Source organism: Micromonospora sp. NPDC051196 (assembly GCF_040682415.1).
Taxonomy (GTDB): domain Bacteria; phylum Actinomycetota; class Actinomycetes; order Mycobacteriales; family Micromonosporaceae; genus Micromonospora.
Genome location: NZ_JBFBAY010000004.1, coordinates 138,365 through 162,128 on the forward strand (window position 1 = coordinate 138,365; position 23,764 = coordinate 162,128).

21 protein-coding genes are annotated in these 23,764 nt (G+C 70.4%); 8 read left to right on the forward strand and 13 right to left on the reverse strand.

The features are described from left to right. The first annotated feature begins 32 nt into the window (after nt 1–32). Both AB0M35_RS11130 and yidC read left to right on the forward strand, forming a co-directional pair. Nucleotides 33–314: a DUF6412 domain-containing protein gene (locus AB0M35_RS11130; protein WP_363744066.1), complete on the forward strand. Its 282-nt coding sequence runs from the start codon at nt 33–35 to the stop codon at nt 312–314. 175 nt (nt 315–489) lie between these two features. Next, nucleotides 490–1,371, forward strand: coding sequence for a membrane protein insertase YidC (yidC, locus tag AB0M35_RS11135; protein ID WP_363744487.1), 882 nt, complete (start codon nt 490–492; stop codon nt 1,369–1,371). Between the two features lie 64 nt (nt 1,372–1,435). Here the strand turns inward: yidC and AB0M35_RS11140 are convergent, their stop codons facing one another. From AB0M35_RS11140 to AB0M35_RS11155, 4 genes are read right to left on the reverse strand one after another with little or no spacing between them, the layout of a single operon-like run. Next, on the reverse strand, nt 1,436–3,769 hold the full coding sequence (locus AB0M35_RS11140) for a glycoside hydrolase family 3 N-terminal domain-containing protein (protein ID WP_363744068.1): 2,334 nt from the start codon (nt 3,767–3,769) through the stop codon (nt 1,436–1,438). Between the two features lie 38 nt (nt 3,770–3,807). Beyond that, nucleotides 3,808–4,668: a carbohydrate ABC transporter permease gene (locus AB0M35_RS11145; protein WP_363744070.1), complete on the reverse strand. Its 861-nt coding sequence runs from the start codon at nt 4,666–4,668 to the stop codon at nt 3,808–3,810. A gap of 1 nt (nt 4,669) precedes the next feature. Beyond that, the gene (locus AB0M35_RS11150) at nt 4,670–5,659 is read right to left on the reverse strand and encodes a sugar ABC transporter permease (protein WP_363744071.1); all 990 of its coding nucleotides are present in this window, start codon (nt 5,657–5,659) and stop codon (nt 4,670–4,672) included. 5 nt (nt 5,660–5,664) lie between these two features. Beyond that, a complete protein-coding gene (locus AB0M35_RS11155) occupies nt 5,665–6,972 on the reverse strand; it encodes an extracellular solute-binding protein (protein WP_363744073.1) in 1,308 nt (435 codons plus the stop codon). A gap of 139 nt (nt 6,973–7,111) precedes the next feature. On the opposite strand from AB0M35_RS11155, the gene AB0M35_RS11160 reads away from it, so the two are divergent. The 3 genes from AB0M35_RS11160 to AB0M35_RS11170 all read left to right on the forward strand — a co-directional run bounded on the left by AB0M35_RS11160 (nt 7,112) and on the right by AB0M35_RS11170 (nt 9,524). Continuing rightward, nucleotides 7,112–8,119, forward strand: a complete 1,008-nt coding sequence (locus AB0M35_RS11160; RefSeq protein WP_363744075.1) for a LacI family DNA-binding transcriptional regulator — start codon at nt 7,112–7,114, stop codon at nt 8,117–8,119. A gap of 145 nt (nt 8,120–8,264) precedes the next feature. Continuing rightward, nucleotides 8,265–9,290, forward strand: a complete 1,026-nt coding sequence (locus tag AB0M35_RS11165; protein WP_363744077.1) for a hypothetical protein — start codon at nt 8,265–8,267, stop codon at nt 9,288–9,290. Nucleotides 9,291–9,377: 87 nt separating this feature from the next. After that, nucleotides 9,378–9,524 carry a hypothetical protein gene (locus AB0M35_RS11170; RefSeq protein WP_363744079.1) on the forward strand — a complete coding sequence of 49 codons (147 nt, stop codon included), beginning with the start codon at nt 9,378–9,380 and terminating at the stop codon, nt 9,522–9,524. Between the two features lie 53 nt (nt 9,525–9,577). Here the strand turns inward: AB0M35_RS11170 and AB0M35_RS11175 are convergent, their stop codons facing one another. From AB0M35_RS11175 to AB0M35_RS11185, 3 genes are read right to left on the reverse strand one after another with little or no spacing between them, the layout of a single operon-like run. After that, nucleotides 9,578–10,042, reverse strand: coding sequence for a hypothetical protein (locus AB0M35_RS11175; protein ID WP_363744488.1), 465 nt, complete (start codon nt 10,040–10,042; stop codon nt 9,578–9,580). Next, nucleotides 10,017–10,649, reverse strand: a complete 633-nt coding sequence (locus AB0M35_RS11180) for a sigma-70 family RNA polymerase sigma factor (RefSeq protein ID WP_363744081.1) — start codon at nt 10,647–10,649, stop codon at nt 10,017–10,019. The genes AB0M35_RS11175 and AB0M35_RS11180 overlap by 26 nt, the downstream gene beginning before the upstream one ends. Nucleotides 10,650–10,680: 31 nt before the next feature. Beyond that, entirely contained in the window at nt 10,681–11,994 is a 1,314-nt protein-coding gene (locus AB0M35_RS11185; RefSeq protein WP_363744083.1) for a S8/S53 family peptidase, read from the reverse strand. Nucleotides 11,995–12,183: 189 nt separating this feature from the next. Here AB0M35_RS11185 and AB0M35_RS11190 point away from each other — a divergent pair, with 189 nt between their 5' ends. Then, nucleotides 12,184–14,793 carry a CHAT domain-containing protein gene (locus AB0M35_RS11190; protein ID WP_363744085.1) on the forward strand — a complete coding sequence of 870 codons (2,610 nt, stop codon included), beginning with the start codon at nt 12,184–12,186 and terminating at the stop codon, nt 14,791–14,793. A gap of 10 nt (nt 14,794–14,803) precedes the next feature. Here the strand turns inward: AB0M35_RS11190 and AB0M35_RS11195 are convergent, their stop codons facing one another. From AB0M35_RS11195 to AB0M35_RS11220, 6 genes are read right to left on the reverse strand one after another with little or no spacing between them, the layout of a single operon-like run. Further along, nucleotides 14,804–15,715: a PmoA family protein gene (locus tag AB0M35_RS11195; RefSeq protein WP_363744087.1), complete on the reverse strand. Its 912-nt coding sequence runs from the start codon at nt 15,713–15,715 to the stop codon at nt 14,804–14,806. After that, complete coding sequence (locus AB0M35_RS11200; protein WP_363744089.1) at nt 15,712–16,329, reverse strand: hypothetical protein; 618 nt, start codon at nt 16,327–16,329, stop codon at nt 15,712–15,714. Before AB0M35_RS11200 ends, AB0M35_RS11195 begins: the two co-directional genes overlap by 4 nt. Beyond that, the gene (locus AB0M35_RS11205; RefSeq protein ID WP_363744091.1) at nt 16,313–17,197 is read right to left on the reverse strand and encodes a carbohydrate ABC transporter permease; all 885 of its coding nucleotides are present in this window, start codon (nt 17,195–17,197) and stop codon (nt 16,313–16,315) included. The genes AB0M35_RS11200 and AB0M35_RS11205 overlap by 17 nt, the downstream gene beginning before the upstream one ends. After that, complete coding sequence (locus AB0M35_RS11210) at nt 17,197–18,180, reverse strand: sugar ABC transporter permease (protein WP_363744093.1); 984 nt, start codon at nt 18,178–18,180, stop codon at nt 17,197–17,199. Before AB0M35_RS11210 ends, AB0M35_RS11205 begins: the two co-directional genes overlap by 1 nt. Before the next feature lie 31 nt (nt 18,181–18,211). Continuing rightward, the gene (locus AB0M35_RS11215; protein ID WP_363744095.1) at nt 18,212–19,549 is read right to left on the reverse strand and encodes an extracellular solute-binding protein; all 1,338 of its coding nucleotides are present in this window, start codon (nt 19,547–19,549) and stop codon (nt 18,212–18,214) included. A gap of 19 nt (nt 19,550–19,568) precedes the next feature. Further along, on the reverse strand, nt 19,569–20,699 hold the full coding sequence (locus tag AB0M35_RS11220; RefSeq protein WP_363744097.1) for a LacI family DNA-binding transcriptional regulator: 1,131 nt from the start codon (nt 20,697–20,699) through the stop codon (nt 19,569–19,571). A gap of 226 nt (nt 20,700–20,925) precedes the next feature. On the opposite strand from AB0M35_RS11220, the gene AB0M35_RS11225 reads away from it, so the two are divergent. Together AB0M35_RS11225 and uxaC are read left to right on the forward strand one after the other, a co-directional pair. Continuing rightward, nucleotides 20,926–22,254, forward strand: a complete 1,329-nt coding sequence (locus AB0M35_RS11225; protein WP_363744099.1) for a Gfo/Idh/MocA family oxidoreductase — start codon at nt 20,926–20,928, stop codon at nt 22,252–22,254. A 24-nt stretch (nt 22,255–22,278) separates the two neighbouring features. Continuing rightward, the gene (uxaC, locus tag AB0M35_RS11230; RefSeq protein WP_363744101.1) at nt 22,279–23,697 is read left to right on the forward strand and encodes a glucuronate isomerase; all 1,419 of its coding nucleotides are present in this window, start codon (nt 22,279–22,281) and stop codon (nt 23,695–23,697) included. Nucleotides 23,698–23,764 lie beyond the last annotated feature (67 nt).

The following is a 23,764-nucleotide window of genomic DNA, read 5'->3' on the forward strand; positions in this document are numbered from 1 at the left end:
CCCTGGTCGCGGCTAGCGGCTATGGTTGTGGGGTGATCGGGCTCGGCATGCTCTGGTACCTCGTCGGCGTTCTGGCCGACGCGGGTGCCACCAGCATGTTCACCGGCACCGCTGCGGCCACCGGCGTGCTGCTGGCGGTCGTGCTCGCCGCCGCGAGCCTGCTGCACCGGGTGGTCATCCCTGCCGAGCTGCGGATCACCCGTCGGATGATGCGCGAACGCTCCGGCCGCACCGGCGTACCCCGGCACCGTGATCCGGACGCGGCTGGCCGCGCCCGGCCCAGGGCACCGACGGCGACCCGCGCGGTCGCCTGAGCATCTTCTTCTGCCGCTCGACGGCGACCGCACCTGACTGGTTCCTGCCCGTTTTCAGTCGTCGGTCGTCCTCCGAGGGGTGCATCATGTCCAATTCACTGACCTTTGGCGGGTTCTCCACCCGCTGCCCGCTGGCCACCGGAGAGCGCCGGTGAGCACGATTTTCAGCCCACTGATGGCGTTGATCTACGGAGGCATCTCCGCGATCCTGCTGTTCTGGCACGCCGCCTGGCAGCTGATCTTCGATGACGCACCGCTGCTGGGCACCAACTGGTCGTGGGTGCTCGGCATCGTCTTCCTGGTGCTCACCGTCCGGGCCGCGCTCTTCCCGGTCTTCGTCAAGCAGATCAAGTCGCAACGGGCGATGCAGGCGTTGCAGCCACAGATCAAGGCGCTTCAGGAGAAGCACAAGGATGACCGGGAGACGCTTCAGAAGGAGCTTGTCGAGCTCTACCGCACGGAGCAGGCCAACCCGCTGATGGGCTGCCTGCCCATGCTGGTGCAGATTCCCGTCTTCCTGGGCCTGTTCCACGTGCTGCGGCATCTCAAGCCGTCCATGCCGGAGCACATGAAGACGCTGTACGGCTGGACGGTCACCCAGTTCGACAGCGCGTCGTCGGCAACCCTGTTCGGCGCTCCCATCGCGGCCAGCTTCCGCTCCAGCGGGCAGGAGTTGGTCCTGCTCGGCGCGGACGGGGTCACGGTCCGGGTGGTCGCCGCGATCCTGATCGTGGTCATGATCGCGACCACCTACCTGAGCAGCCGGCAGATGATCCTGCGAACCGGATGGGCCGAGGAGCCGCAGCAGAAGATGATGCAGCGGCTGATGCTCTACGGCATCCCGCTGTCGCTGCTCGTCTCCGGTCTGATCTTCCCCATCGGCGTGATCATCTACTGGGTCACCACGAACCTGTTCTCCCTCGGCCAGCAGACCTGGGTGCTACGCAAGTACCCGCCCCCGCCCGCCAACGGCGTCGCCGCCGCGAAGGCACCCACCAACGGCGCCGCGGGGTCACCGCCCCCGAAGGTGGGGGCCAAGCCGAAGAAGCGCCGCTGACCAGCCGGAGCCTGGTGCGTCGTCGCCCTTCGCGGGCGGCGCCGCACCAGGCTCCGGACAGCGGTCAGTGCAGTTGCGAGGTGGTCCAGCGAGGCGAGGCGTTGGTCACCGGGGCCCGGTCGCCGACCAGGGTGGTACGGGCCTGGGCGACTCGGTGGGCGCTGGTGCCGACCCAGATGTCGACGGCACCGGGCTCCACGACCCGGGTGAGGGTGCGGTCGGAGAACGCCAGCCGGGTGGTGGGCACGGACAGCTCGACCGTGACCGACTCACCGGGCTCCAGGTGGACCCGGCGGTACCCGAGCAGCTGCGCCACCGGTCGGGTCACCGAGGCCACCAGGTCGTGGCCGTAGAGCTGGATCACGTCCTCGCCGGCGACGGTGCCGGTGTTGGTGACGCGGACACTCGCCCGCACCGTACCGTCGGTGGGCACCGTGTCGGGCACCGTCAGGTCGGCGTACGCGAACGTGGTGTACGACAGGCCGTGGCCGAACGGCGCCGCGGGCGTCGCCGACAGGTTCGTCACCTCGCTGCCCTCCCCCAGCGTGGGATGCAGGTACGAGTACGGCTGCGCCCCGGCCGAACCGGGCAGGCTGACCGGCAGTCGACCCGACGGGTTGACCCGCCCGGAGAGCACACCCGCGATCGCTCCGGCGCCTTCCTCACCGGGGAAGAACGCCTGCACCACCGCCGCGCACCGGCCCAGTGCCCAACCCACCGCGTACGGCCGCCCGGTGAGCAGCACCAGCACGACCGGCGTACCCGTGTCCAGCACGGCCTCGACGAGTTCGCGCTGCACCCCGGGCAACTCCAGGTCGTCGCGGTCGCAGCCCTCGCCGACGGTGCCACGGCCGAACAGGCCGGCGTGGTCGCCGACGACCAGTACGGCCACGTCCGCGGCGGACGCGGTGGCCACGGCCTCGGCGAACCCGGACCGGTCCTCGGTGTCCACGGCACAACCCGACGCCGAGGTGACGTGCTCGGCACCGAACTCGACCCGCAGCGCGTCCAGCACCGTGGGCACCTCGATGCCGGTTTCCACCCCGGGATGCTGGGCGAGCACATGGTTGAGGAAGGAGTAGCACCCGAACAGCGCGGCCTCCCGGTCGGCGTTCGGGCCGATGACCGCCACCCGACGGCCCGGCGACAGCGGCAGCACCTGCTGGTTGGCGACCAGTACGACGGACTTCTCCGCCAACTGACGGGCGATCTTCCGATGCGCGGGCGAATCGAGGTCGACCTGCTGGGTCGGCTCGTCGTCGAAGGTGGCGTCGAGCAGCCCGAGTTCGAGCTTCTGGCGCAGCACCCGCAGCACCGACCGGTCGATCAGGGCCTCGTCGATGCGGCCGCTGCGCACCGACTCGATCAGGGTCAGGTAGGCGTCGCCGGTCGGCAGTTCGATGTCGACACCGGCGGTGAGCGCCTGCACGGCCGCCTCGGCGTGGTCCTCCGCGACGTGGTGCAGCAGGTTCAGGAACGCCACGCCGTAGTAGTCGGCCACCACGGTGCCGTCGAAGCCCCACCGGTCGCGCAGCAACTCGGTCAGCAGGGTCGGATCGGCGGCGACCGGTACGCCGTCGATCTCGGCGTACGAGTGCATGACCGAGCGCACGTTGCCGTCGAGGACCGCCATCTCGAACGGCAGGAGCAACACGTCAGCGATCTCCCGGGGACCGGCGTGCACCGGGGCGAAGTTACGCCCGGCCCGGGAGGCGGAGTAGCCGACGAAGTGCTTCAGCGTCGCATGCACGCCCTCCGATTGCAGGCCGCGCACGTACGACGTGCCGAGGGTGCCGACCAGGTACGGGTCCTCGGCGATGCACTCGTCGACCCGACCCCAACGCGGGTCCCGGATCACGTCGAGCACCGGGGCGAGCCCCTGATGGATGCCGAGCGTACGCATCACCGTCCCGATCGCCGCGCCCATCTCGGTGACGAGCTCGGGATCGAACGCGGCGCCCCAGGCCAACGGGGTGGGGAAGGTGGCCGCCTTCCAGGCCGACAGCCCGGTCAGGCACTCCTCGTGCACGATCGCCGGAATGCCGAGCCGGGTGCCGGTGACCAGCTCCGCCTGGAACTTCCACAGCCAGGCGGCGCGGGCGGCGGCGTCGACGGGACGGGTGCCGTACGCGCGGGTGAGATGGCCAAGTCCGTGCCGGGAGAAGGTCTCCAACCTGCCGACGTCGGCGAACTCGCCCTGCAACGGGGCGACCGCCTCGCCGTCCTCCTTCTCCCAGAACCCGACGAGCTGCGCGATCTTCTCCTCGATCGTCATCCGACCGAGCAGCTCACGGACGCGCGACTCGCCGTCCGGCCCGTCCCGCCCGTCCGGCCGGTCATGGCGCGGACCTGTTTGAGTCGGCGCCGACGCGCCCACCTTTTGACGGACCTCAGTCATGCTGTGCCTTCCATCTCTGGTGCTCGTGCGGCTGCCGCTCAGCCCTTGACCGCACCTTGCAGGCCTCCGACGATCTGCTTTTCGGCGAAGGTGAAGAAGAGTAGGGCGGGCAGCATCGCCAGCGAGGTGAAGGCGAGGATGCCGGCCGTGTCGGAGCTGTACTGACTGGAGAACTGCTGCACGCCAAGCGGCAGGGTGTGCAGGTTGGCGTCACCGAGCACGAGCAGTGGCAGGAGGAAGGCGTTCCAGCTCGTGACGAACGCGAGGATCCCGACGGTGACCAGTGCCGGCCGCGACAGCGGCAGCATGATGCGCCAGAGGAACCCGAGTCGCCCGGTGCCGTCGATGGCCGCCGCGTCCTCCAATTCACGGGGGATGGCCGACAGGAACGGTCGCAGGATGACGATCGTCAGCGGCAGTGAGAAGGCGACCTGCGGGAGGATCACCGCGTAGTACGAGTTGATCAGGCTGAGGTCGCGCAGCATGAGGTACAGCGGCAGAATCGCCGCCCCGGCCGGGAACAGCAGGCCGAGGGTGAAGAAGGTGTAGAGCACCTCACGCCCTCGGAAGGTGTACCGGGCGAGCACGAACGCGGCGGAGACCCCGAGCGCCACCACGCCGAGGGTGGTGCCAAAGGAGACCACGGCGCTGTTGAATGCCTGCCGCCAGAAGTTGCTCTCGGTCAGCACCCGGATGTAGTTGTCGAAGACCCACGGGTCGGGCAGGGCTGCCGGGTTCGCGACGATCTGCGGGGTGGTACGGAAACCGCCGATGACCACGTAGATCACCGGCGTGATCGACACGGCCGCGACCGCGAGCGCCAAGGCGTAGGTCAGGGGGTTGCCCCAGGACACCGGGCGGCGCTTGGCGGGCGACAGTGCGGTGTTCGCGGTCGTCACGTCATTTTGCCTTTCTGGTGATGGCGCCCTCGATGTCGCGGCGGAGCAGGAAGCGCTGGAACAGGATCGCCGCCACGAACGAGATGACGAACAGGATCACCGCGATCGCGTTGCCGTAGCCCCACAGTCGGGCGAAGAAGCCGTTGTCCACCATGTAGGTCGCCATGGTGGCCGACGCGCCGAGCGAGCGTACCGCCGGCACCGAGGTCACCCAGATCACGTCGAAGACCTGCAACGAGCCGATCATGGACAGGAACATCCAGATGCGGATCGTCGGACCCAGCAACGGCAGCGTGACGTGGCGCTGGATCTGCCACCAGCTCGCCCCGTCGATCGCGGCGGCCTCGTTCAACTCCTGCGGCACGTTGGACAGTCCAGCCAGCAGCAGGATGATGGCGAAACCGACATACTTCCAGGTTAGGACGAACAGCAGAGTCCAGATAACGATATCGAGGTCGGCAAGCCACGCCTGGACCACGCCGCCCAACCCGATCGAGCGCAGCAACGCGTCGAACGTGCCGTTCTCGGTCAGGATCAGCTTCCACATGATGCCGACGGTGACCTCGGCCAACACGTACGGCACGAAGGCCAGCAGGCGGAACAGCGTACGGCCGCGGAACTTGCGGTTGAGCAGCAACGCCACGCCCAGCGCGACGGGGCCCTGGATGGCCAGTGACCCGAACACGATGAGCGCGTTGTTGCGCAGCGCGTCGAGGAAGATCGGGTCCTGGAAGGCCATGACGTAGTTGTCGAAGCCGATGTACTCGGTGGGCGGTCCGACTCCACGCCAGCGGAACAGGCTGTAGTAGAAGGCGAAGCCCATCGGCACCAGGACGAACATCACGTACACGATGATCGCCGGGGTGGTGAGCCCGATGATCTCGTACCACTTGCGTCGGGTCTCGGCGGCCCGGTCGGATTTCCGCCGGGCGGGCCGGAGCCCCGCCGGCGGCGCGGACACGCCGCCGGCGGGGTTCAGGGTCTGGTTCATCGAGCTCACTTGCGGGCGGCCGACTTCATCGCGTCGACAACCTGCTGCGGCGTGCCGTTACCCGCGAAGATGGCGACGATCGCGTCGTTCATCGCGTTGCCGACGGTGCTGCCGAAGGCGGTGTCCAGCCAGAGCTGGACGTAGGTCGCGCTGGTGGTGGCCTCCAGGATGGAGCGCAGCGCCGGGTCCGTCACACCAGCCTCGGAGCCCTTGGCGACCGGCAGACCGGTGCCGGTCTCGGCGTAGCCCTTCTGCACCTCGGGGCTGACGATGTACTTCAGGAACTCGACGCACTCCGCCGGGGCGTTCTTGGCGCAGGAGAATCCGTCGCCGCCGCCGAGGGCCGCCTTGGGGTCACCGGTCGAACCACTGATCGCCGGGACCGGGAACCAGCCGAGGAACTTGTTCAACGCCTCCTTGTCCTCGGCGACGTTGTCCAAGGTGCCCTTGTTCCAGTCACCCATCAGCTCCATCGCGGCCTTGCCGTTGGCGAGCAAGCCGTTGGCGCTGGTCGGATCCTGCTGGCCCGGGGTGGCGATGAAGTTGTTCTGGAACGGCTTGGTGTCGATGAAGGACTTCAGGTCCTCGCCGGCCTTGACGAAGCAAGGGTCCTCGAAGTCCAGGTCCTTGGAGGCCTTCTTGAGGGTGTCGACGGAGCAGGCCCGCAGCGCGAAGTTGTACCACCAGTGCGCGGCCGGCCACTTGTCGCCGGCGCCGACGGCGATCGGCACGACGTTGATCGCCTTGAGCTTGGTGACGGCCTCGTTGAGCTCCTCGAACGTGCTCGGCGGCGCCGCGATGCCGGCCCGCTGGAACATGTCCTTGTTGTACCAGATGCCCTCGATGCCCATCCGGAACGGCAGACCGTACTGCCTGCCGTTCACCGCCCAGATCTCGGCGGAGCTGCCGATGTTGGCGATCGCATCCTTCGCCTGGTCGGTGATGTCCTTGAGGTAGTCAGCCTCGACCTGCTCGCGGATCTCACCGCCACCCCAGGTCATGAAGATGTCTGGCGGGTCGTTGCTCAGCAGCGCGGCAGGCAGCCGGGTGCGCTGGAGCTGGTTGGTCTCGATGCCCTCGATCTCGATGGTGACCGTGGGATGCAGTGCGTTGAAGTCCTTGGCAACCTTCTGCCAGTACTCCTTTCCAGGCCCGTCCTGGCTGGCGTTGTGCCACCAGGTCAGGGTGACCGGGTTCTTGTACAGCTCGCTCTCGGCGGGCTCATCGGACTCGCCCCCGCTGCATCCGGCGGCAAGTAGTGCGGTGGTGATGGACAGCGCTAGGACGGTACGTACGCGGCGCTTTATAGCCATCGGTGTCTCCTCGACTAGTAAGTCGCGGTGCTCGGCCTGCGGGGGAGTTTTACAGCCGTGTAACCGAGTGTCAATCGGTGTCGATAACGTTTTCGATACGTCGCTGACGCCGCCCCGGGCGACCTCTATCATCGTCGGCGTGGCGTTCCCGCAGCGTGTCAACATGTCGGACGTGGCCCGCGCGGCCGGCGTCTCCGTGGCAACCGTATCCAAGGTGGTAAATGGCAGGTACGGCGTGGCACAGGCGACCGTGGAACGGGTTCAGCAGGTCATCCACCAGCTCGGCTACGAGGCCAGCCTGGGCGCGCAGAGCCTGCGCAGCCACCGGACGAACGTCCTGGGCATCCTGGTCGCGGAGTTCGAACCCTTCTCCACCGAACTGCTCAAGGGCGCCTCGGCGGGGGTGACCGGCACCGGCTACCAGTTGCTCGCCTATTCCAGCGGCGACGTCGCCGGCACGGCCGTCGGCTGGGAGCGGCGATCCCTGGCGCGGTTGTCCGGAACCCTCATCGACGGGGCAGTGATCGTCACGCCGACGGTGGTGGAGACCAAGCAGGGCTTCCACGTCGTCGCCGTCGACCCGCACACCGGCCCCTCGGGCCTGCCCACCGTCGACTCCGACAACTTCGCTGGCGCCGTCCTGGCGACCAACTACCTGCTCTCGCTCGGTCACCGCCGGATCGGGCACATCAGTGGACGCGCCGACCTGGAGTCGTCGCGACTGCGTGAGGCGGGCTTCCGGCAGGCCATGGCCGACGCGGGTGTGACGGTGGACGAACGACTGGTCCGGGTCGGCGGGTTCCGCATCGAAAGTGCCGCCGGGACGGCCGCCGAACTGCTCGCCCTGCCCGACCGGCCGACGGCGGTCTTCGCGGGTAACGACCTGTCCGCGATCTCCACGATCGATGTCGCCCGGAGCATGGGCCTGTCGGTGCCCGACGATCTGTCCGTGATCGGCTTCGACAACGTGCCGGAGTCGGCGCTGGTCAACCCGCCGCTGACCACGATCATGCAACCGATACAGCGGATGGGCGCCGAGGCGCTGCGCCTGCTCGTCGACCTGATCGCCGGCGTCGAGCGCGACATCCACATCCGGCTCCCCACCGAACTGGTCGTCCGCGCCTCCTGCCGACCGCTGCCGGACTGAAAACGGGGGCGATTCGCCGGTTCTCGCACCATCTGAGGGGACGTATTTCCGGGTCGGTCACCGGCTCTTGAAGGACGTCACGGCGCCGACACAGCACGGCAACGCGCTTGTCGACGCACGCTCCGTCGATGGGAGAAACCCTGTCATGAGCAGTCTAGGAAGACGGGTCCGCCGGGCCGCGATGGTCGGGCTGACCGCTGCGGCGCTGACCGGCCTGCTGGGCGCCAGCGCGGTCGCCGCGCCGTTCGAGGCGACCGCGCCCGCCGCGCTGACCAGCACCACCGACGTCTACATCAAGGACGTCGCCGCCGATGTCGGGGTCCAACCGCACAACCTCAATCCGTTGTGGGCCAGCCCGGACATCAAGGTCTGCCCGAACCCCACCGAGTGTGCCGTCAGTCAGAACCCCATCGTCGGGGTGACCAACTACATCTTCGTCAAGCTGCGTAACCCCGGGCCCTACGGCTCCGGGGTGGGTACCGGGACGCTGCAGGTCTACCGGACGACGCCCGGTGGTGGTGCGGTCTGGCCAGCCCACTGGACCCAGATCGGGGCGGCCTACGTGACCGTGAACCCGGGGGTCACCACGGTCATCATCCCGTGGACCGGGGTACCCGGGCCGGGCCACTTCTGCCTGCTGGCCCGCTGGGTGTCCGCCACCGACCCGATGACCATCGATGGTCCGGACATCAACCTCAACACCCGGTACAACAACAACGTCGCGTGGCGCAATGTCGACTCGGTGCAGCTCGGCGCGGGTCAGACGACTCCTGCCGTGCGGCCCTTCGCCATCGGCAACTCGTTGCGGGTACCGTCGCGCAACGAGGTGGTCTTCAACGCGGTCGAGCCGTTGCAGGGCATCGGCGGCCGGGTGGTCGTCGACCTCGGCCCGGACCTGTTCGAGCGTTGGCGCGCCGGTGGCGCGGTCGGCACCGGCGTACGGCCGATCGGCCGGACCCAGGTGGAGATCGTCGAGCCGACCCGGGCCAGCCTGGGCAACCTGACGCTCAACCCCGGTGAGCGAGTGCAGTTCTCGCTGCTGTTCAGCGCAACGACCGCGTCGGACCGGGAGATCGCGTTCAACGTGACCCAGTTCGGACCGGACGCCTCCGGTGCCGAACGGACCGACCTCGGCGGCGTGCAATACCTGATCACCGCTGCCAAGCGGTAGTGCGAGGGGGTTGCGGCCCGTCCGGGCCGCAACCCCCGTCAGCCCGGGCCAGGCTGGGCAACCTGCGGCTGGGCCCCCGGCGAACGGATGCAGTTCACGCTGCTCTTCTCCGCCGAGGTGGCCAGTTACCGGGAGATCGCGTTGGACGTCACCCAATTCGGACCGGACACCAACGGGTCCAGGTCGGCCGACCTGGGTGGTGTGCGGTATCTGATCAGCGCCGGGCAGCGCTGATCCCTGGGGGGCGCGAGGGTCGCGGGCCTGTTCGGCCCGCGGCCCTCGTGCCGTCAGCGCAGGCAGACCCAGTCGGTGACCACGGTGAACCCGCCGGCCCGGGCGTGCAACTGGACCGGGCCGGACGGTGGGACGCCGAGGGAGAAGAGTCCCACCGCGTCGACGGAGGTCTCGTCGTAGGTGCCGCTCGTGCTCCGGGCACTGACCCGGCCACCGTCGGTCGGGCAGAGTTGCCCGACGATTCCCGCGGCGCTGACCTCGATCTCCAGCAGGACCGGGCCGCGTCGGAAGGACAGGGTACGCACCGAACCGGCCGACCGGGTGAGCCCCGCCGGTTCCGCCTGACAGGCCGAGTCGAAGGTCAGCTCGGCGAGGGTCAACTCGGCCTCCACCGTCCGCCAGGTGAACGCCGCCCGCGCCGCGGCCAGGTGCTCGGCGGGCACTCCCCCGGCGTCCCAGAGCGCGGTACCCAGCTCGGCTGTCAGCTGATCGTCATCGCCCGGCGGCCACGGCTCCATCACGCTCACCCCCCTTCGCCTCGGCGGACCGATGCAGTCCAACGTACGGGGCGAGGGCCGCACACTCACGCAACCGACGTAGGCAGCGCGCCTGGGTGGGACCGATGCTGCCGACCGGTACGCCCAGCCGGTCGGCGATCTGCCGGTAGCTCAGCGGCGGGTCGGCCGTCAGCAACGAGAGCAGTTCCTGGCAGCGCGACGGGAGTTGGGCGAAGCCCTCCCGCAGCGCCTGGCCCCGCTCGGCGCGTAACAGGTCCTCGTCCGGTGCCACGGCGTCCGCCCAGGTCCCGTGGTAGGCCTCCAGCGCGTCGTCGGACGGGTCGACGGGTTGGGTACGCCGGCCGAGGCGGGACATCCGGTAACACTCACGCCGTGTGGTGACGGACAGCCAGCCGGCCAACGCCTCCGGTTCGCGTACCTGGTCGAGGCGCTCCACCAGACGCAGCCACACGGTCTGGTTGACATCGGCGGCGTCGGCAGCGGTCAGGTCGTGGGAGCGGATCACCGAGTACACCAGCGGGGTATAGCGGCGGACCAGTTCGGCCCACGCCGACTCGTCCCCGTTTGCCGCGGCGGCGACCAGGTCACTCGCGCTACGGCCGGTCACCACGGCACCGCCGCACCGGCAGTAACGGCGCTCACCCGACCAACACGCCGTAGTCGGGGTGCCAGCGGGGCGCCGCGAGCAGCGTCAGCCGGGCCGCGTCGGCGCTCAGGCCACCGGCGGTCATCAGGGCGGCCAGGCGACCGCTGACGTGTGCGGTGGCGAACGACGTGCCGGCCCAGGTGGCGTAGCGCTGGAACACCCGGCTCGGTCGTCCGGGCAACGGCAGCGTGCCCTCGACGTAGGTGCTGTCGCGCTGGCCGAGGGCGCAGGCGTCGACCCACGGTCCGAATCCGCTGTAGCCGGCCGGCACCGGACCCGACGGGCCCACGCTGAGCGCCGCGACCGCCACGACCCGCTCCAGCGCGGCCGGCCACAGCGGCCGGCCGATGCCGGCGTTGCCTGCCGCCGCCACCACAGCAGTCGTCGGCGGCAACGCGGCCACGGCATGGGCCAGCGGCAACGAGGGCTGGTCATCGAGGGTGAAGCCACCCAGGGAAAGGTTGATCACGCTGACCTCACCCGCCAGCCGGCTCATGGCGGCCACCACCGTCGACTCGTCGCCGATGCCGACCGGATCCAGGGCCGTCTCGGGATCGACCCGTACGCCGGGTGCCGCCTGGCGCACCACTCCGGCCACGAACGTACCGTGACCGCCCTGCGGGGCGAGCACGTCGGTGTGCACGTAGAGCGGGTCCTCGTCGTCGGGCTCGGGCAGGTAGGCGCCGCCGAGCCAGTGCGGGTGCTGCTGGCCGGCGTACCGCCAGATGCCGGTGTCGCAGATTCCGACGGTCACCCCCGCACCCTCGCCGAGCCGGGTCGGATCCGGCGGTGGCAGTGCGGCGATCGCCCGGGGCGGCCCGCCCGGGTTGCCCATGATGTTGCCCAGGCCGAGCAGCACGTGGTGCGGTTGGACCAGCGGGACCGGCTGACCGCCCCACTGTCGGGGGTCGCGCAGCTTCGCCACGATCAGGGGGATGTCGGTCTCCCCGGCGAACAGCAGCCGGGTGACGCCGGCGAAGCTCCCACCGGTGGTCACCGGATTCCCGCCGTCCCTCAGCCAGGCCACGACCCGCCCGACGTCGGCGGTGGCGGCGAGCAGTTGCCGGGGACGGTAGAGGATTTCCCGACCGGCAACGGTGTGCCGCCGTACGTTGCGATCCGCATTCACCATTTGGGCGAATGCGAGTTGGTATGCCACGTCGTCTGCGTCCCGGTTGCCGGTCGCCGCGGCCGGACTCGACCCGGCACCCAGTGGCGTGACCGCTGCGGCCAGCGCGGACGCGGCCAGCAGCCGCCGTCGGGACAGCCGGCCGGTACCGCCTGGTAAGGAGTGGTCAGGAAGCAAGGGTCCTCCCAGAGGGCCCGGGAAGCGGCAGGCCACGGGTGGCCGGCGGGGCGAATTCCGCGGGCCTTACCGATTCTTCCAATCAATCGGCACATGTCAATGGCCCGGCCGGGTGACCGCATCCCGACCTCGCCCGTGAGACCATTTGCTGACATTGACGGCCCACGATAACTGGTGGACCCTGCACTCATGCCCGACAGCACCGCTGCCGGTGCCGGCACCGCTGCGCTGGCGCTCGACACCGTCCAGCGCCGTCCACGTGAGGCGATCACGATCGCCCAACGGGTACTCACCACCAGACACGCCGCGAACGACGAGCGCTCCACTGCGGAGCGGGCCATCGGCCTGGCGCTGCGGGAACTCAACGACTTCTCCGGCGCACTGCGCCACCTGCGCCGGGCGGTACGGACCGCCGACACGGCCCGGACCCGGGCGTTGGCCCGGATGAGTCTCGGCTACGTCCTGGCCAACATCGGCCGCACCGCCGCGGCACTGCGGGCGGTGACCGCCGCACTGCCGGAACTCACCGGCGCCGACGCCGGGCGCGCCCGGATGCAGCGCGGGGTGGTGCTGCACTACCGAGGCCGGTACGACGAGGCGGTCCGCGACTACGGCCTCGCCATCGACATCGCCCAGCGCGAGGGCGACCTGCTGCTGGAGGCCCGGGCCCGCAACAACCGGGGGTTGCTCAAGGCCCACCGTGGCGCCGCCGGCGACGTCGACGACCTCACCCGAGCGGCGGCGATCTTCGGTGAACTCGGGCTGGACCTCGCCGCCGCCGACGCGCGCTGGAACGGCGGGATCGCGGCCGGTCGGCGCGGCGACATCGCGGGCGCCCTGCACCGCTTCGCCGCCGTCGGTGAGGAGTACCAGCGCCTCGCCGTGCCCCGACCGGCGTTGCTGCTGGACCGTTTCGAACTGCTGCTCTCGGTGCCGCTGGTCGACGAGGCCACCGAGGTCGCCGCCGCGGCGATCCGGGAACTGCGCCGTCGTGGCATGGCGTCCGACCTCGCCGAGGCGCTGCTGGCCCAGGCGCGGGCCGCCCTGCTCGCCGGTGACCTGGACACCGCGACCGAGGCCGCCGCCGCAGCGCGGACCCGGTTCCGGCGGCAGGGTCGCCGCACCTGGGCCACCTTCGCCCGGCACGTCGAACTGCGCGCCGAGTTCCGGCGCGGGACCCGCACCGCCACCCTGTTCACCGCGATGGTGCGTACCGCCGATCAACTCGACGCCACCGGCTGGCCGGATCCTGCGCTGCTCACCCGCATCGACGCCGGCCTGCTGGCGGCCGCGCTGGGTCGCGCCGACCGCGCCGCAGACCTGTTCGCCACGGCCGCCCGCACACGGGGCCGAGGCACCGCTCCCCGGCGCGCCCAGGGCTGGTACGCCCAGGCGCTGTTGCGTCGGCTGCGTGGCGACGAAGCAGCCGCCGCCCGCGCCCTGCGGAGAGGGCTGGCCGTCCTCGACCGGCACCGGACCTCGCTCGGCGCCACCGAACTGCGGGCCAACAGCGGGGCGTACGGGCAGGAACTGGCGACGGAGGGACTGGACATCGCCGTCCGGGCCGGCAAACCGGCAAGGGTGCTGGCCTGGGCCGAGCGGTGGCGCGCCAACACGCTACGGACCCGGCCGGCGTTACCACCCGACGACGCCGACCTCGTCGCGGCACTGGCCGAACTCAGGCTCGTCAGTGGTCTGCTGGAAGACGCGGTACTGACCGGTCGGCCGGTGCGCGCCCTGCGGGGCCGGCAGGCCCGACTGGAACACCGCATCCGCGACCTGGCCCGGCGGGTGGCCGGCGCGACGACGGCGCCGGCCCCACCCCGCGTGGGCCCCCTGGCCGAGCGGCTCGGCTCCCGGGTGCTCGTCGAGCTGTTCGCGCACGGCGACCGGCTCGGGGCGGTGCTGGTCCGCGACGGCCGGGTCGGCCTGCACGACCTCGGTCCCCTGGCCGAAGCGACGCGACTGGCCCGCTGGCACCGGTTCGGGCTGCGCCGGCTGATCGTCACCGGCGATTCGACCGCGGCCCGGGCCGGCGCCGAGCACGCCGCGGCGGCGCTGGACCGTCAACTGTTCGACCCGCTACGGCGGCGCCTGGCCGACCGGCCGTTGGTGATCGTGCCGGTCGGCGCCCTGCACGCGGTCGCCTGGGCCGGCCTGCCCACCTGCGCGGGGCGGGCGGTGACCGTCGCCCCGTCGGCCACCGCCTGGCTCGGGGCCGAGCAGCAGCGCGGATGGACCGGTACGCCGGTGCTGGCCAGTGGGCCGCGGCTGCCCGCCGGCGCGGTCGAGGTGCGCCGGCTCGCCCAGGTGCTGCCGACAGCCCGGCTGCTCACCGGAGCGGAGGCCACCGCCGACGCGCTGACCACCGCGCTGGACGGTGCCACGATGGTGCACATCGCCGCGCACGGCATGTTCCGCGCGGACAATCCCCAGTTCTCCACGCTGGAGTTGGCCGACGGGCCGCTGTTCGCCTACGAGTGGGAACGCATCGCCCGTCCGCCCGGCTGCGTGGTGCTCTCCGCCTGCGAATCGGGGCTGACCGGAGTACGCCCCGGCGACGAGATCATGGGTTTCGCGGCCGTGCTGCTGGCCCTGGGCACCCGATGTCTGGTCGCCACCGTGCTGCCGGTGCCGGCGGAACCCACCACCGAGCTGATGCTGGACCTGCACCGCCGGATGCACTCCGGTGCCGGCCCGGCGCAGGCCCTCGCCGACGCCCAGCGGGCCTTCGTGGCCGGCGGCGACCGCACCGCCTCGGCCACGGCGGCCGCGTTCGTCTGCCTGGGCGCCGGTTGACCACAGCCGACTACGTCGACTGCCACCGCTCGACGTCGGGCGGGGTGAGGGTGCCGTCGGCGACAAGAATCCGGTAGTCGTTGTGCCGGCTGCTGCCGGCCGGGATGGTCGCGGTCTGCTCGAAGGCGAAGGCGACGCACACCCCGGGGTACATGGTGCTCCGGACGAACCATCGGTCACCCGGACCGAGACCGCTGAAGACCAGGGTGTACGCCCCACCTTCCGGCGCCCTGCCGGCCATCGCCACCCACGGCTCGGCACACCCGTTGACCGCCTCTTCGCCATGGCGCGCAGCGGTGAACACCTCGGGTGGCTCGGCGGCCACCGCCCGCCAGAAGAACCCGCCGTAACCAGCCCCACCGGGACGACCGTTGGTAGCCGGGCTGCCCAGCACGACGTCCCGGTCGACGGGGGCGGTGAGGGTGCTGCTCACCTCCAGCCGCCAGACCCCACCCTGGCCGGACACCGGCGAGGCGGTAAGGGTGCGCCGCTCGGTGAGCAGGACCGCGCCGGTCGGGTCGCACCAGTGCAGGCGGTGGTCGAGTCGACCGGGCGAGCGGTGTTCCCATCCGGTGTGCACGATCCGGCCGTGATCGGCGCGCCAGGTGTAGCCGAGGTCGCGCACGTAGGTACGCCCGCCCCAGAGGTTGGTGCCGTTGACGTCCTGCACCGCCAGGGAGGCGCCGAGATGCCAGACGTGGTCGGCGGGCAGCGCGTCGGTGACCGGGGTGCCGGCCAACGTACGCACCGGGTGCAGATAGGGCCGCAGGCCGTGCTTGGCGTCCAGGTCGGGGGCGAGGACGTAACGGGCGACCGGCGTACCGTCGACCAGCAGGTGCGCGTCGGTGGCCGACCCGACGACGTCGGCCCGATCGCTCGGCCGGTGCGACGACAACTCCGCCCGGGAGTTCGTCTCGTTCACGACAGCTCCGTGCGGGTGAGGGCCCGACGGCGGGCGACCGCGTGCACGGCGGCCAGCGTGTACCCGGCGAGGATCGGTACCGCGACCGGGGTGACCAGCACCGCGAGCAGCACGGCGACGAGGCTGGTGCCGGCCAGCGCGGCGCAGGTCGCGGGGTGGTCGAGGCAGGCGCGGGCGGCCTGGGAGGCCGCCGACCGCCACCCGATGCCGCCGGTACGCCCCACCTCGACCACGATCGCGGCGGCGTACCCGAGCAGGGCGGTCGCCACCACGGTGGTGACGGCCAACCCCACCGCTGCGCCCGGCACCCGGCCGGTGGCCACCACCACCAGGTTGGTGGCGAGCAGCCCGACACCGCCGAGGCCGAGCAGGGTGACCGGCAGACCGGGCAGCAGTCCCCGGGCGAACCGGGACAGGGTCCGCCGCGCGGTGGGCCAACTGCCGGTGCTCAGCCAGTCGTGCACGGCCGCGCTGGCGGTGCCGACCGCAGCGCCGGCGGTCAGCACCGGTGCCGAGGCGAGCACGGTCAGGATGCCCACCAGCGCCAGGTCGGCGCCGTCGCGTACGGTGTCCCGCCAGTCGCGGCCCGGCGGCTGCTCAGCCCTTGATTCCACTGGTGTTGATCCCTTCGACGAGCATCCGTTGGAAGGCGACGAAGAACAGGAAGACCGGCAGCAGGGACAGCACCGCCATGGCGAACATCGGGCCGATCGCACTCTGGCTGGTCGAGTCGATGAACAGCGTCAACGCCACCGGCACGGTGTAGTCGCTCAACTCGGACAGGAAGACGAGTTGCCGGAAGAACTCGTTCCAGGTCCAGATGAACGAGAAGATCGCCGTGGTGACCAGCGCGGGCCGGCTCAGCGGCAGGATGACGTGCCGGAAGATGCCGAACGCGCCCGCGCCGTCGATCCGGGCCGCCTCGTCCAACTCGCGTGGGATGCCCCGCATGAACTGCACCATCAGGAAGACGAAGAATGCCTCGGTGGCCAGGAACTGCGGGATCAGCAGGGGTAGGTAGGGCCAGTCGCCGCCGACCAGGCCGAGGGTGCGGAACAGGATGTACTGCGGCACGATCAGCACGTGCGCCGGCAGCAGCAGGGTGCCGATCATGACAGCGAACCACAGCCGGCGCAGCCGGAACTTCAACCGCGCGAAGGCGTACGCGGCCAGCAGGCAGCTCACCGCGTTGCCGACGACGGTCAGCAGGCTGACCATGGCGCTGTTGAGGAAGAACCGGCCGAAGCTGACGTCGAAGTTGCTCCACCCGTCGGTGTAGTTGCCCGGCGTGAAGCGCTCGGGCAGCAGACCGATGTTGCTGACGATCTCCTGCTGCGACTTGACCGAGGTGCCGATCATCCAGATCAGCGGGTACAGCACGACCGCCACGATGGCCAGCAGGATGATCAACCGCAGCCAGGATCGGCTGCGCGAGCGCTGCGGGCGGGCCGCCACGGGCGGGGCCACGGTGTTCGCCACCATCAGCGGTCCTCCCCGTCGGAGTAGTGCACCCAGAACCGGCCGGTGCTGAAGAAGACGACCGTGATGAGCGCGATGGCGATCAGGAAGACCCAGGCCATCGCCGAGGCGTAGCCCATCTCCAGATCGGTGAAACCGGCGATGTACAGGTTCAACGTGTACATCAGGGTCGAGTCGATCGGGCCGCCCGTGCCGTTGCTGAGCACGAAGGCGGCGGTGAAGCCCTGGAAGCCGTTGATGGTCTCCAGCACCAGGTTGAAGAAGATCACCGGGGAGAGCATCGGCAGGGTCACGCTGACGAACTGCCGGAACTTGCTGGCCCCGTCCACCGCAGCGGCCTCGTACAGCTCGGTCGGCACCTGCTTGAGCCCGGCCAGGAAGATCACCATCGGCGCGCCGAACTGCCAGATGGCCAGCACCATCAGCGTCTCCAGGGCCCAGTCCGGGTCGTTGACCCAGGGCTTGCCCTCGATGCCGAACAGGGCGAGGAAGGAGTTGAACGCCCCCTCGCGGTTGAACATGTTCACCCAGACGATGGCCAGCGCCACGCTGCCGCCGAGCAGCGACGGCAGGTAGAACAGACCACGGAACAGCCCGACTCCGCGCCAGGCCCGGTTGAGCAGCAGGGCCACCCCGAGCGCCGCGGCCAGTTTCAGCGGTACGGCGATCAGCGCGAAGCGCAGCGTGACCCGGACCGAGTGCCACCACGACGGGTCGGCGGTGAACATCCGTTCGTAGTTGGCCAGCCCGACCCATTCCACCTCGGACCACGGGGTGAGGATGTCGTAGTTGGTGAAACTGAGGTACAGCGACAACAGCATGGGTAGCGCCGTGATGCCCATCAGACCGATGAGCCAGGGCGACAGGAAGACGTAGCCGGCCAGACCTTCTCCGTGCCGGATCCGTCCGGTCCCGCGCCGAGGGGCGGGGGGTCGGACGGATCCGGTGCCGCGGCGGGTCGGGTCGGGCGCCGTGGTCAGGGCCACGAACTGCTCCTCTCCGGGTGGCGCGGTGCGGTCAGGAGGCGATTGCCGCTTTGCAGGCCGCGACGAACTGGGCGGCGGCCTCGGCGGGGGTGGCCCGGCCGTACTGCGCGTTCTCGGCGGCCTTGGTCAGCTCGGCGCGTACCTTGCTGTGGCCCTTGATCGGCACCTGCGGCGCCTCGCCGAAGGTCTCGGCCAGCTTGGTCTCCACCTCGATGGACTGCTTCATCGCCGGGTCGGTGGTGTCGTCGCTGACCACCCGGCGCAGGTCCAGGTTGGACGGCAGACCCCGGTCAGTGCCGAGCAACTTGACCGCCTCCTGGTCGTTGACCAGGAAGTTGATCACGTCGACCGCGATGTCGGCGTTCTTGCTGCCCCGGAAGACCGACCAGTACATCGAGGCGCGGGCCCACTGGGCGCTGGGGTCACCGGGGTAGGCGATGACGCCCAACTCGTCGGCGGTGTTCTTCTTCAGCTCCGGCATCTGGTTGACCCAGACCCAGGAGGTGGCCGACTTGCCGGTGACCACGAGCTGCTTGGTGATGTCGGTGGCGTTGCCCTCGTGGATGACGTCGGGGGTCGGGGTGGCGCCGGAATCCCGGGCGCCCTTCCACAGCTCGAACCACTTGGTCACGTCCTCGGCGGTGAAGCCCAGGTCGCTGCCGGAGTAGAGGTCCTTGCCCTGCTGGCGCAGCCACACCCAGAACGCCTTGTAGTCGGCGCTCGGGTCCTGGGTGCCGGGGACGCCGGTCTTCTTGCTGACCTGCTCGGCCCAGGCGATGTGCTCCTCCCAGCTCATTCCGGTGGTCGGCTCGGGCAGCCCGTTCTTGGTCAGCAGCGTCTTGTTGTAGACCAGGCCCTGGGTGTTCTCGCCGGCCGCCAGGCCGGCCAGTTTGCCGTCGACCACGCCGTACTGGAGCAGGCTGGGCGGGAACTTGGTGGTGTCGAGATCGCCCGAGTCCTGGTACTTCTTCAGGTCCAGGGTCGCGTTACGGGCCGCGTACTCGGTCAGGTAGTTGTCGTCGATCTGGAAGATGTCCGGCGGGTTGCCGCCGGCGGTGAGGGTGGCCAGCTTGTCGAAGTAGCCCTGGTTGGCCTGCCAGGTGGTCTCGAAGACGACGTCCGGGTTCTTCTTGGTGTAGAGATCCAGCGCCTGCACGGTCAGCTGGTTGCGGGCGTCACCGCCCCACCAGAAGATGGAGATCTTGGTCTTGCCGTCGGATGCGGCGTCGTCGCCGCAGGCCGCGGCGGCGCTGACCAGCGGCAGGGCCACCACTGCGGCGAGCAGGCCGCGCAGCAACCGGCGGCGTAGCAGAGGGGTACGGTAGGTGCGCCCGTCGGGCGCGCTGGTGGGGTGCGTTGCGGGGTGCATGTGCGCTCACTCCTTGGCGTTAGGAGGCGACGACGTCACCGGCGGCCACTCTCGGGCCGCCCGGGTCCGCACGGCGATGCGGGCCCGGGCCTGCGGCAGTGGCACCGGGACGCTCCCGGCCGGCGTAGGGGCCCGGTCCGGTGGAGTCGCGGATGACCAACTCGGTCTGGAGCATTACCTGTGCGGTGGTACGACGGACGCCGACTGCCACCGCTGCACCGCCGGCCCGCCCGGTACGCGGGAGATCGGTGTCCTGTTGCAGCAACATGTCGACGGCCGTCCGGCCGGCGGCCGCGGTCGGGGTGGCCACCGTCGTCAGTTTGGGGCGGGTGAGCCGGCTCAGTGAGATGTCATCGACGCCGACGACACTCACCTCCTGCGGCACCGCCACCCCGAGTGCGTCGAGCCCCTCCAGGAGGCCGATCGCCATCAGGTCGTTGTAGGCGAGCACGGCGCTCACCCCGGCCCGGCGGACCTGCTCCGCCTGGGCCAAGCCGCCGTGCTCGGTCGGCGGGTTGGGGCCGAGCACGGTCAACTCCGCGCCGGCCGTCCGGGCCGCCGCACCGGCGGCCCGCCGGATCTCCCGGCTGGTCCAGGAACCGCGCGGTCCACCGAGCAGGGCGATCTCCCGGTGCCCCAGGCCGGCCAGGTGCTCGATGGCCGACCGGGCGCCCTGACCGACGTCCATCAGCACGCACGGCAGACCGGCCAACTGGCGGTTGACCACCACCAGCGGAACCTCCCGGCTGAGCTGCTCGATCAGGCTGTTGCTCATTCGCGGGCTGCACAGCAGCACCCCGTCGACCTGCTTGGCCAGCGCGTGTACCAGTTCCTCCTCGGCGGCGGCGTCCTCATTGGTGTCGGCCACGAAGACGTGGTAGTCGCGGTGCCGGGCCTGGCTCTCCGCCGCCTTGATCAGGGGCGGGAAGAACGGGTTCGCGATGTCGGCGATGATCAGCCCGATGTTGTGCGTACGGCCGGTGATGAGGGCGCGGGCGGCCCGGTTGGGCCGGTAGCCCAGGTCCTCGGCGCAGGCCAGCACGCGTACCCGCGTCTCCGGGTTGACCAGGTGGGGCGCGGAGAAGGTGCGGGAGACGGTGGAGATGTGCACACCGGAGGCCCGTGCGACGTCCCGGATCGTGACTGGCACTGCGGCCCCCTTCGTCGATGTGTCGGCGGTCACGGGTGCCGCCAATTAATGCAAACGGTTGCTCCAGTGTCAACGGCCGATGATTACAGATGCGTTTCGGCGCCGCCTCCTAATACCCATCAATTACCGCAAAAGCCGTCGATTGCCGGTGCACCGTTGACGTCGAGGGATCGAGCATGATTACTTCACTGCAAAGGTTTGCAGAGAGATCGAGGAGGATCAGTTCGTGTCTCCGCAATCCGGCAGGCGGGCTCGGTACGCCGTGGTCGGCACCGGCGCCCGCGCCGAGATGTTCGTCCGCGCGCTGGTCCACGACCACGCCGACACCACCGAGCTGGTCGCCTTCGCCGACGTCAACCAGGCCCGGATGGACGCGCACAACCGGTGGCTCGCCGACCTCGGCCATCCGCGGGTGCCCACGTACCACGCCGGTGACTTCACCGCGATGCTGGCCAAGGAGCGGGTCGACGTCGTCCTGGTCACCTCGGTGGACGTCACCCACGACGAGTACGTGGTGGCCGCCCTGGAGGCCGGCTGCGACGTGGTCACCGAGAAGCCGATGACCACCGACGCGCCGCGCTGCCAACGCATCCTCGACGCGGTACGCCGCACCGGCCGGCGGGTCACCGTGGCCTTCAACTACCGCTACAACCCCTTGCACGAGCAGTTGCGTCGGCTGCTCGCCGACGGCGCGGTCGGCGAGATCGGCTCGGTGCACTTCGAGTGGCTGCTCGACGTACGCCACGGTGCCGACTACTTCCGCCGCTGGCACCGCGACAAGGCCAGCTCCGGCGGGTTGATGGTGCACAAGGCCAGCCACCACTTCGACCTGGTCAACTGGTGGCTTTCCGCCACACCGGTGCAGGTGTACGCGGCCGGACGGCTGTTCTTCTACGGCGAGAACGGACGCCGGCACGGCTACGCCCGTGACTACGACCGGGCGCACGGCTCCCCCGCTGCCGGTGACGACCCGTTCGCGTTGCACCTGGCCGAGCACCCCCGGCTCCGCGAGCTGTACCTCGACGCCGAGGCCGCCGACGGCTACCACCGTGACCGCAACGTCTTCGCCCCGGGGGTGAGCATCGAGGACGACATGGCGGTGCTGGCCACCTACTCCACCGGCGCGACCATGACCTACCACCTCACCGCGTACGCACCCTGGGAGGGCTACCGGGTGATGGTCAACGGCAGCCGGGGTCGCCTCGAACTGGAGGTCACCGAGAGCGATTATGTCAGCCCCGCCGCGGCCGGCGCGCTCAAGGGCGCCGCGCTGCACGGCGACCAGGCCGCCGCCGAGGGCGGTTCGGCCACGCTGACCCTGCGCCCGTTCTGGTCCCCACCCCAACGCATCGAGGTCGACGGGTACACCCGGCACGGGCACGGCGGCGCGGACGCCCGGATGACCCAGGTCCTCTTCGGCGGGGCGACCGATCCGCTGCACCGTGCGGCCAGCGCCCGGGACGGCGCACTGGCCCTGCTCACCGGGTTGGCCGCCAACCGGTCCTTCGACACCGGCGCCCCGGTACGCGTCGCCGACCTGCTCACCCTCGACTGACCTCTACCCCAGGAGCCGCACCCCGTGCCCACCTCGACCCGACCAGACCTGCTCCTCCCCGCCGACCCTGGCCAACGCGCACTGGCCCGGGAGTTGTACGCGCTGGTGGCGCGGTTGCCCATCATCTCCCCGCACGGGCACGTCGATCCGGCACTGCTGGCCGAGGACCAGCCGTTCGGTGACCCGGCGCAGCTGCTCATCGTGCCCGACCACTACCTGACCCGGATGCTGCTCAGCCAGGGCGTACCCCCGTCCGAGCTGGGCGTGCCCAGCCGCGACGGGACCCCGGTGGAGACCGACGGGCGACGGATCTGGCGTCGCTTCGCCGAACACTGGCACCTGTTCCGGGGCACCCCGTCACGGCTGTGGCTGGAGCAGACCTTCACCGAGGTCTTCGACGTCGACACCCGGTTCTCGCCGCGCACCGCCGACGAGGTGTACGACGCCCTGGCCGCCAAACTCGCCGAGCCGGACTTCCGGCCCCGGGCGCTGTTCGAACGGTTCAACATCGAGGTGCTCGCCACCACCGAGTCGCCGCTGGACGACCTGGGTCGGCACGCGAAGCTGGCCGCCGACGGTTGGGGTGGGCCGGGCGGTCGGGTGGTCACCACCTTCCGCCCCGACAACGTGGTCGACCTAGACTTCGAGGACTGGTCGGCCAACGTCGACCGGCTCGGCGAGATCACCGGCGAGGACACCGGCACGTACGCCGGCTATCTGGCCGCGCTGCGGGCCCGCCGGGCGGCGTTCATCGACGCCGGCGCCACCTCGTCGGACCACGGTCACCGCACCGCCCGCACCCTCGACCTCGGAGCGGGCGCGGCGGCGCTGTTCGACCGGGCCCGCCGGGGCCGGGCCGAGCCGGGCGACACCGAGGCGTTCCAGGGCCACATGCTGCTGGAGTTCGCCCGGATGTCGCTCGACGACGGGCTGGTCATGCAGCTGCACCCCGGCGCGGTACGCAACCACAACCGGTGGCTGTACGCGCGGCACGGCCGCGATGTCGGCGGCGACATCCCGCAGGTCACCGAGTACGTGCACGCGCTCGCCCCGCTGCTGGACGCGTACGGCAACGATCCCCGGCTACGGGTGGTGCTCTACACCCTCGACGAGGACACCTTCACCCGGGAACTGGCTCCCCTCGCGGGCGGGTACGCCGCCCTGCTGCTCGGTGCGCCCTGGTGGTTCCTGGACTCCCCCGAGGTGCTGCGCCGGTTCCGGGAAACCGTCACCGAGACCGCCGGGTTCTACAACACCGCCGGGTTCGTCGACGACACCCGCGCGTTCTGCTCCATCCCGGTGCGCCACGACGTGGCCCGCCGCATCGACGCGGGCTTCCTGGCCCGGCTCGTCGCCGAGCACCGGCTGCCCATGGACGAAGCCGCCGAGACCATCGTCGACCTGGCGTACCGGCTGCCCAAGCGGGTCTTCAAGTTCCGGTGAGCGCGAGGAGCGCAGCGCAGCGGAGCACCGCAGTCGCGAACGAAAGGACAGCTTCAGGTGAGCGCGA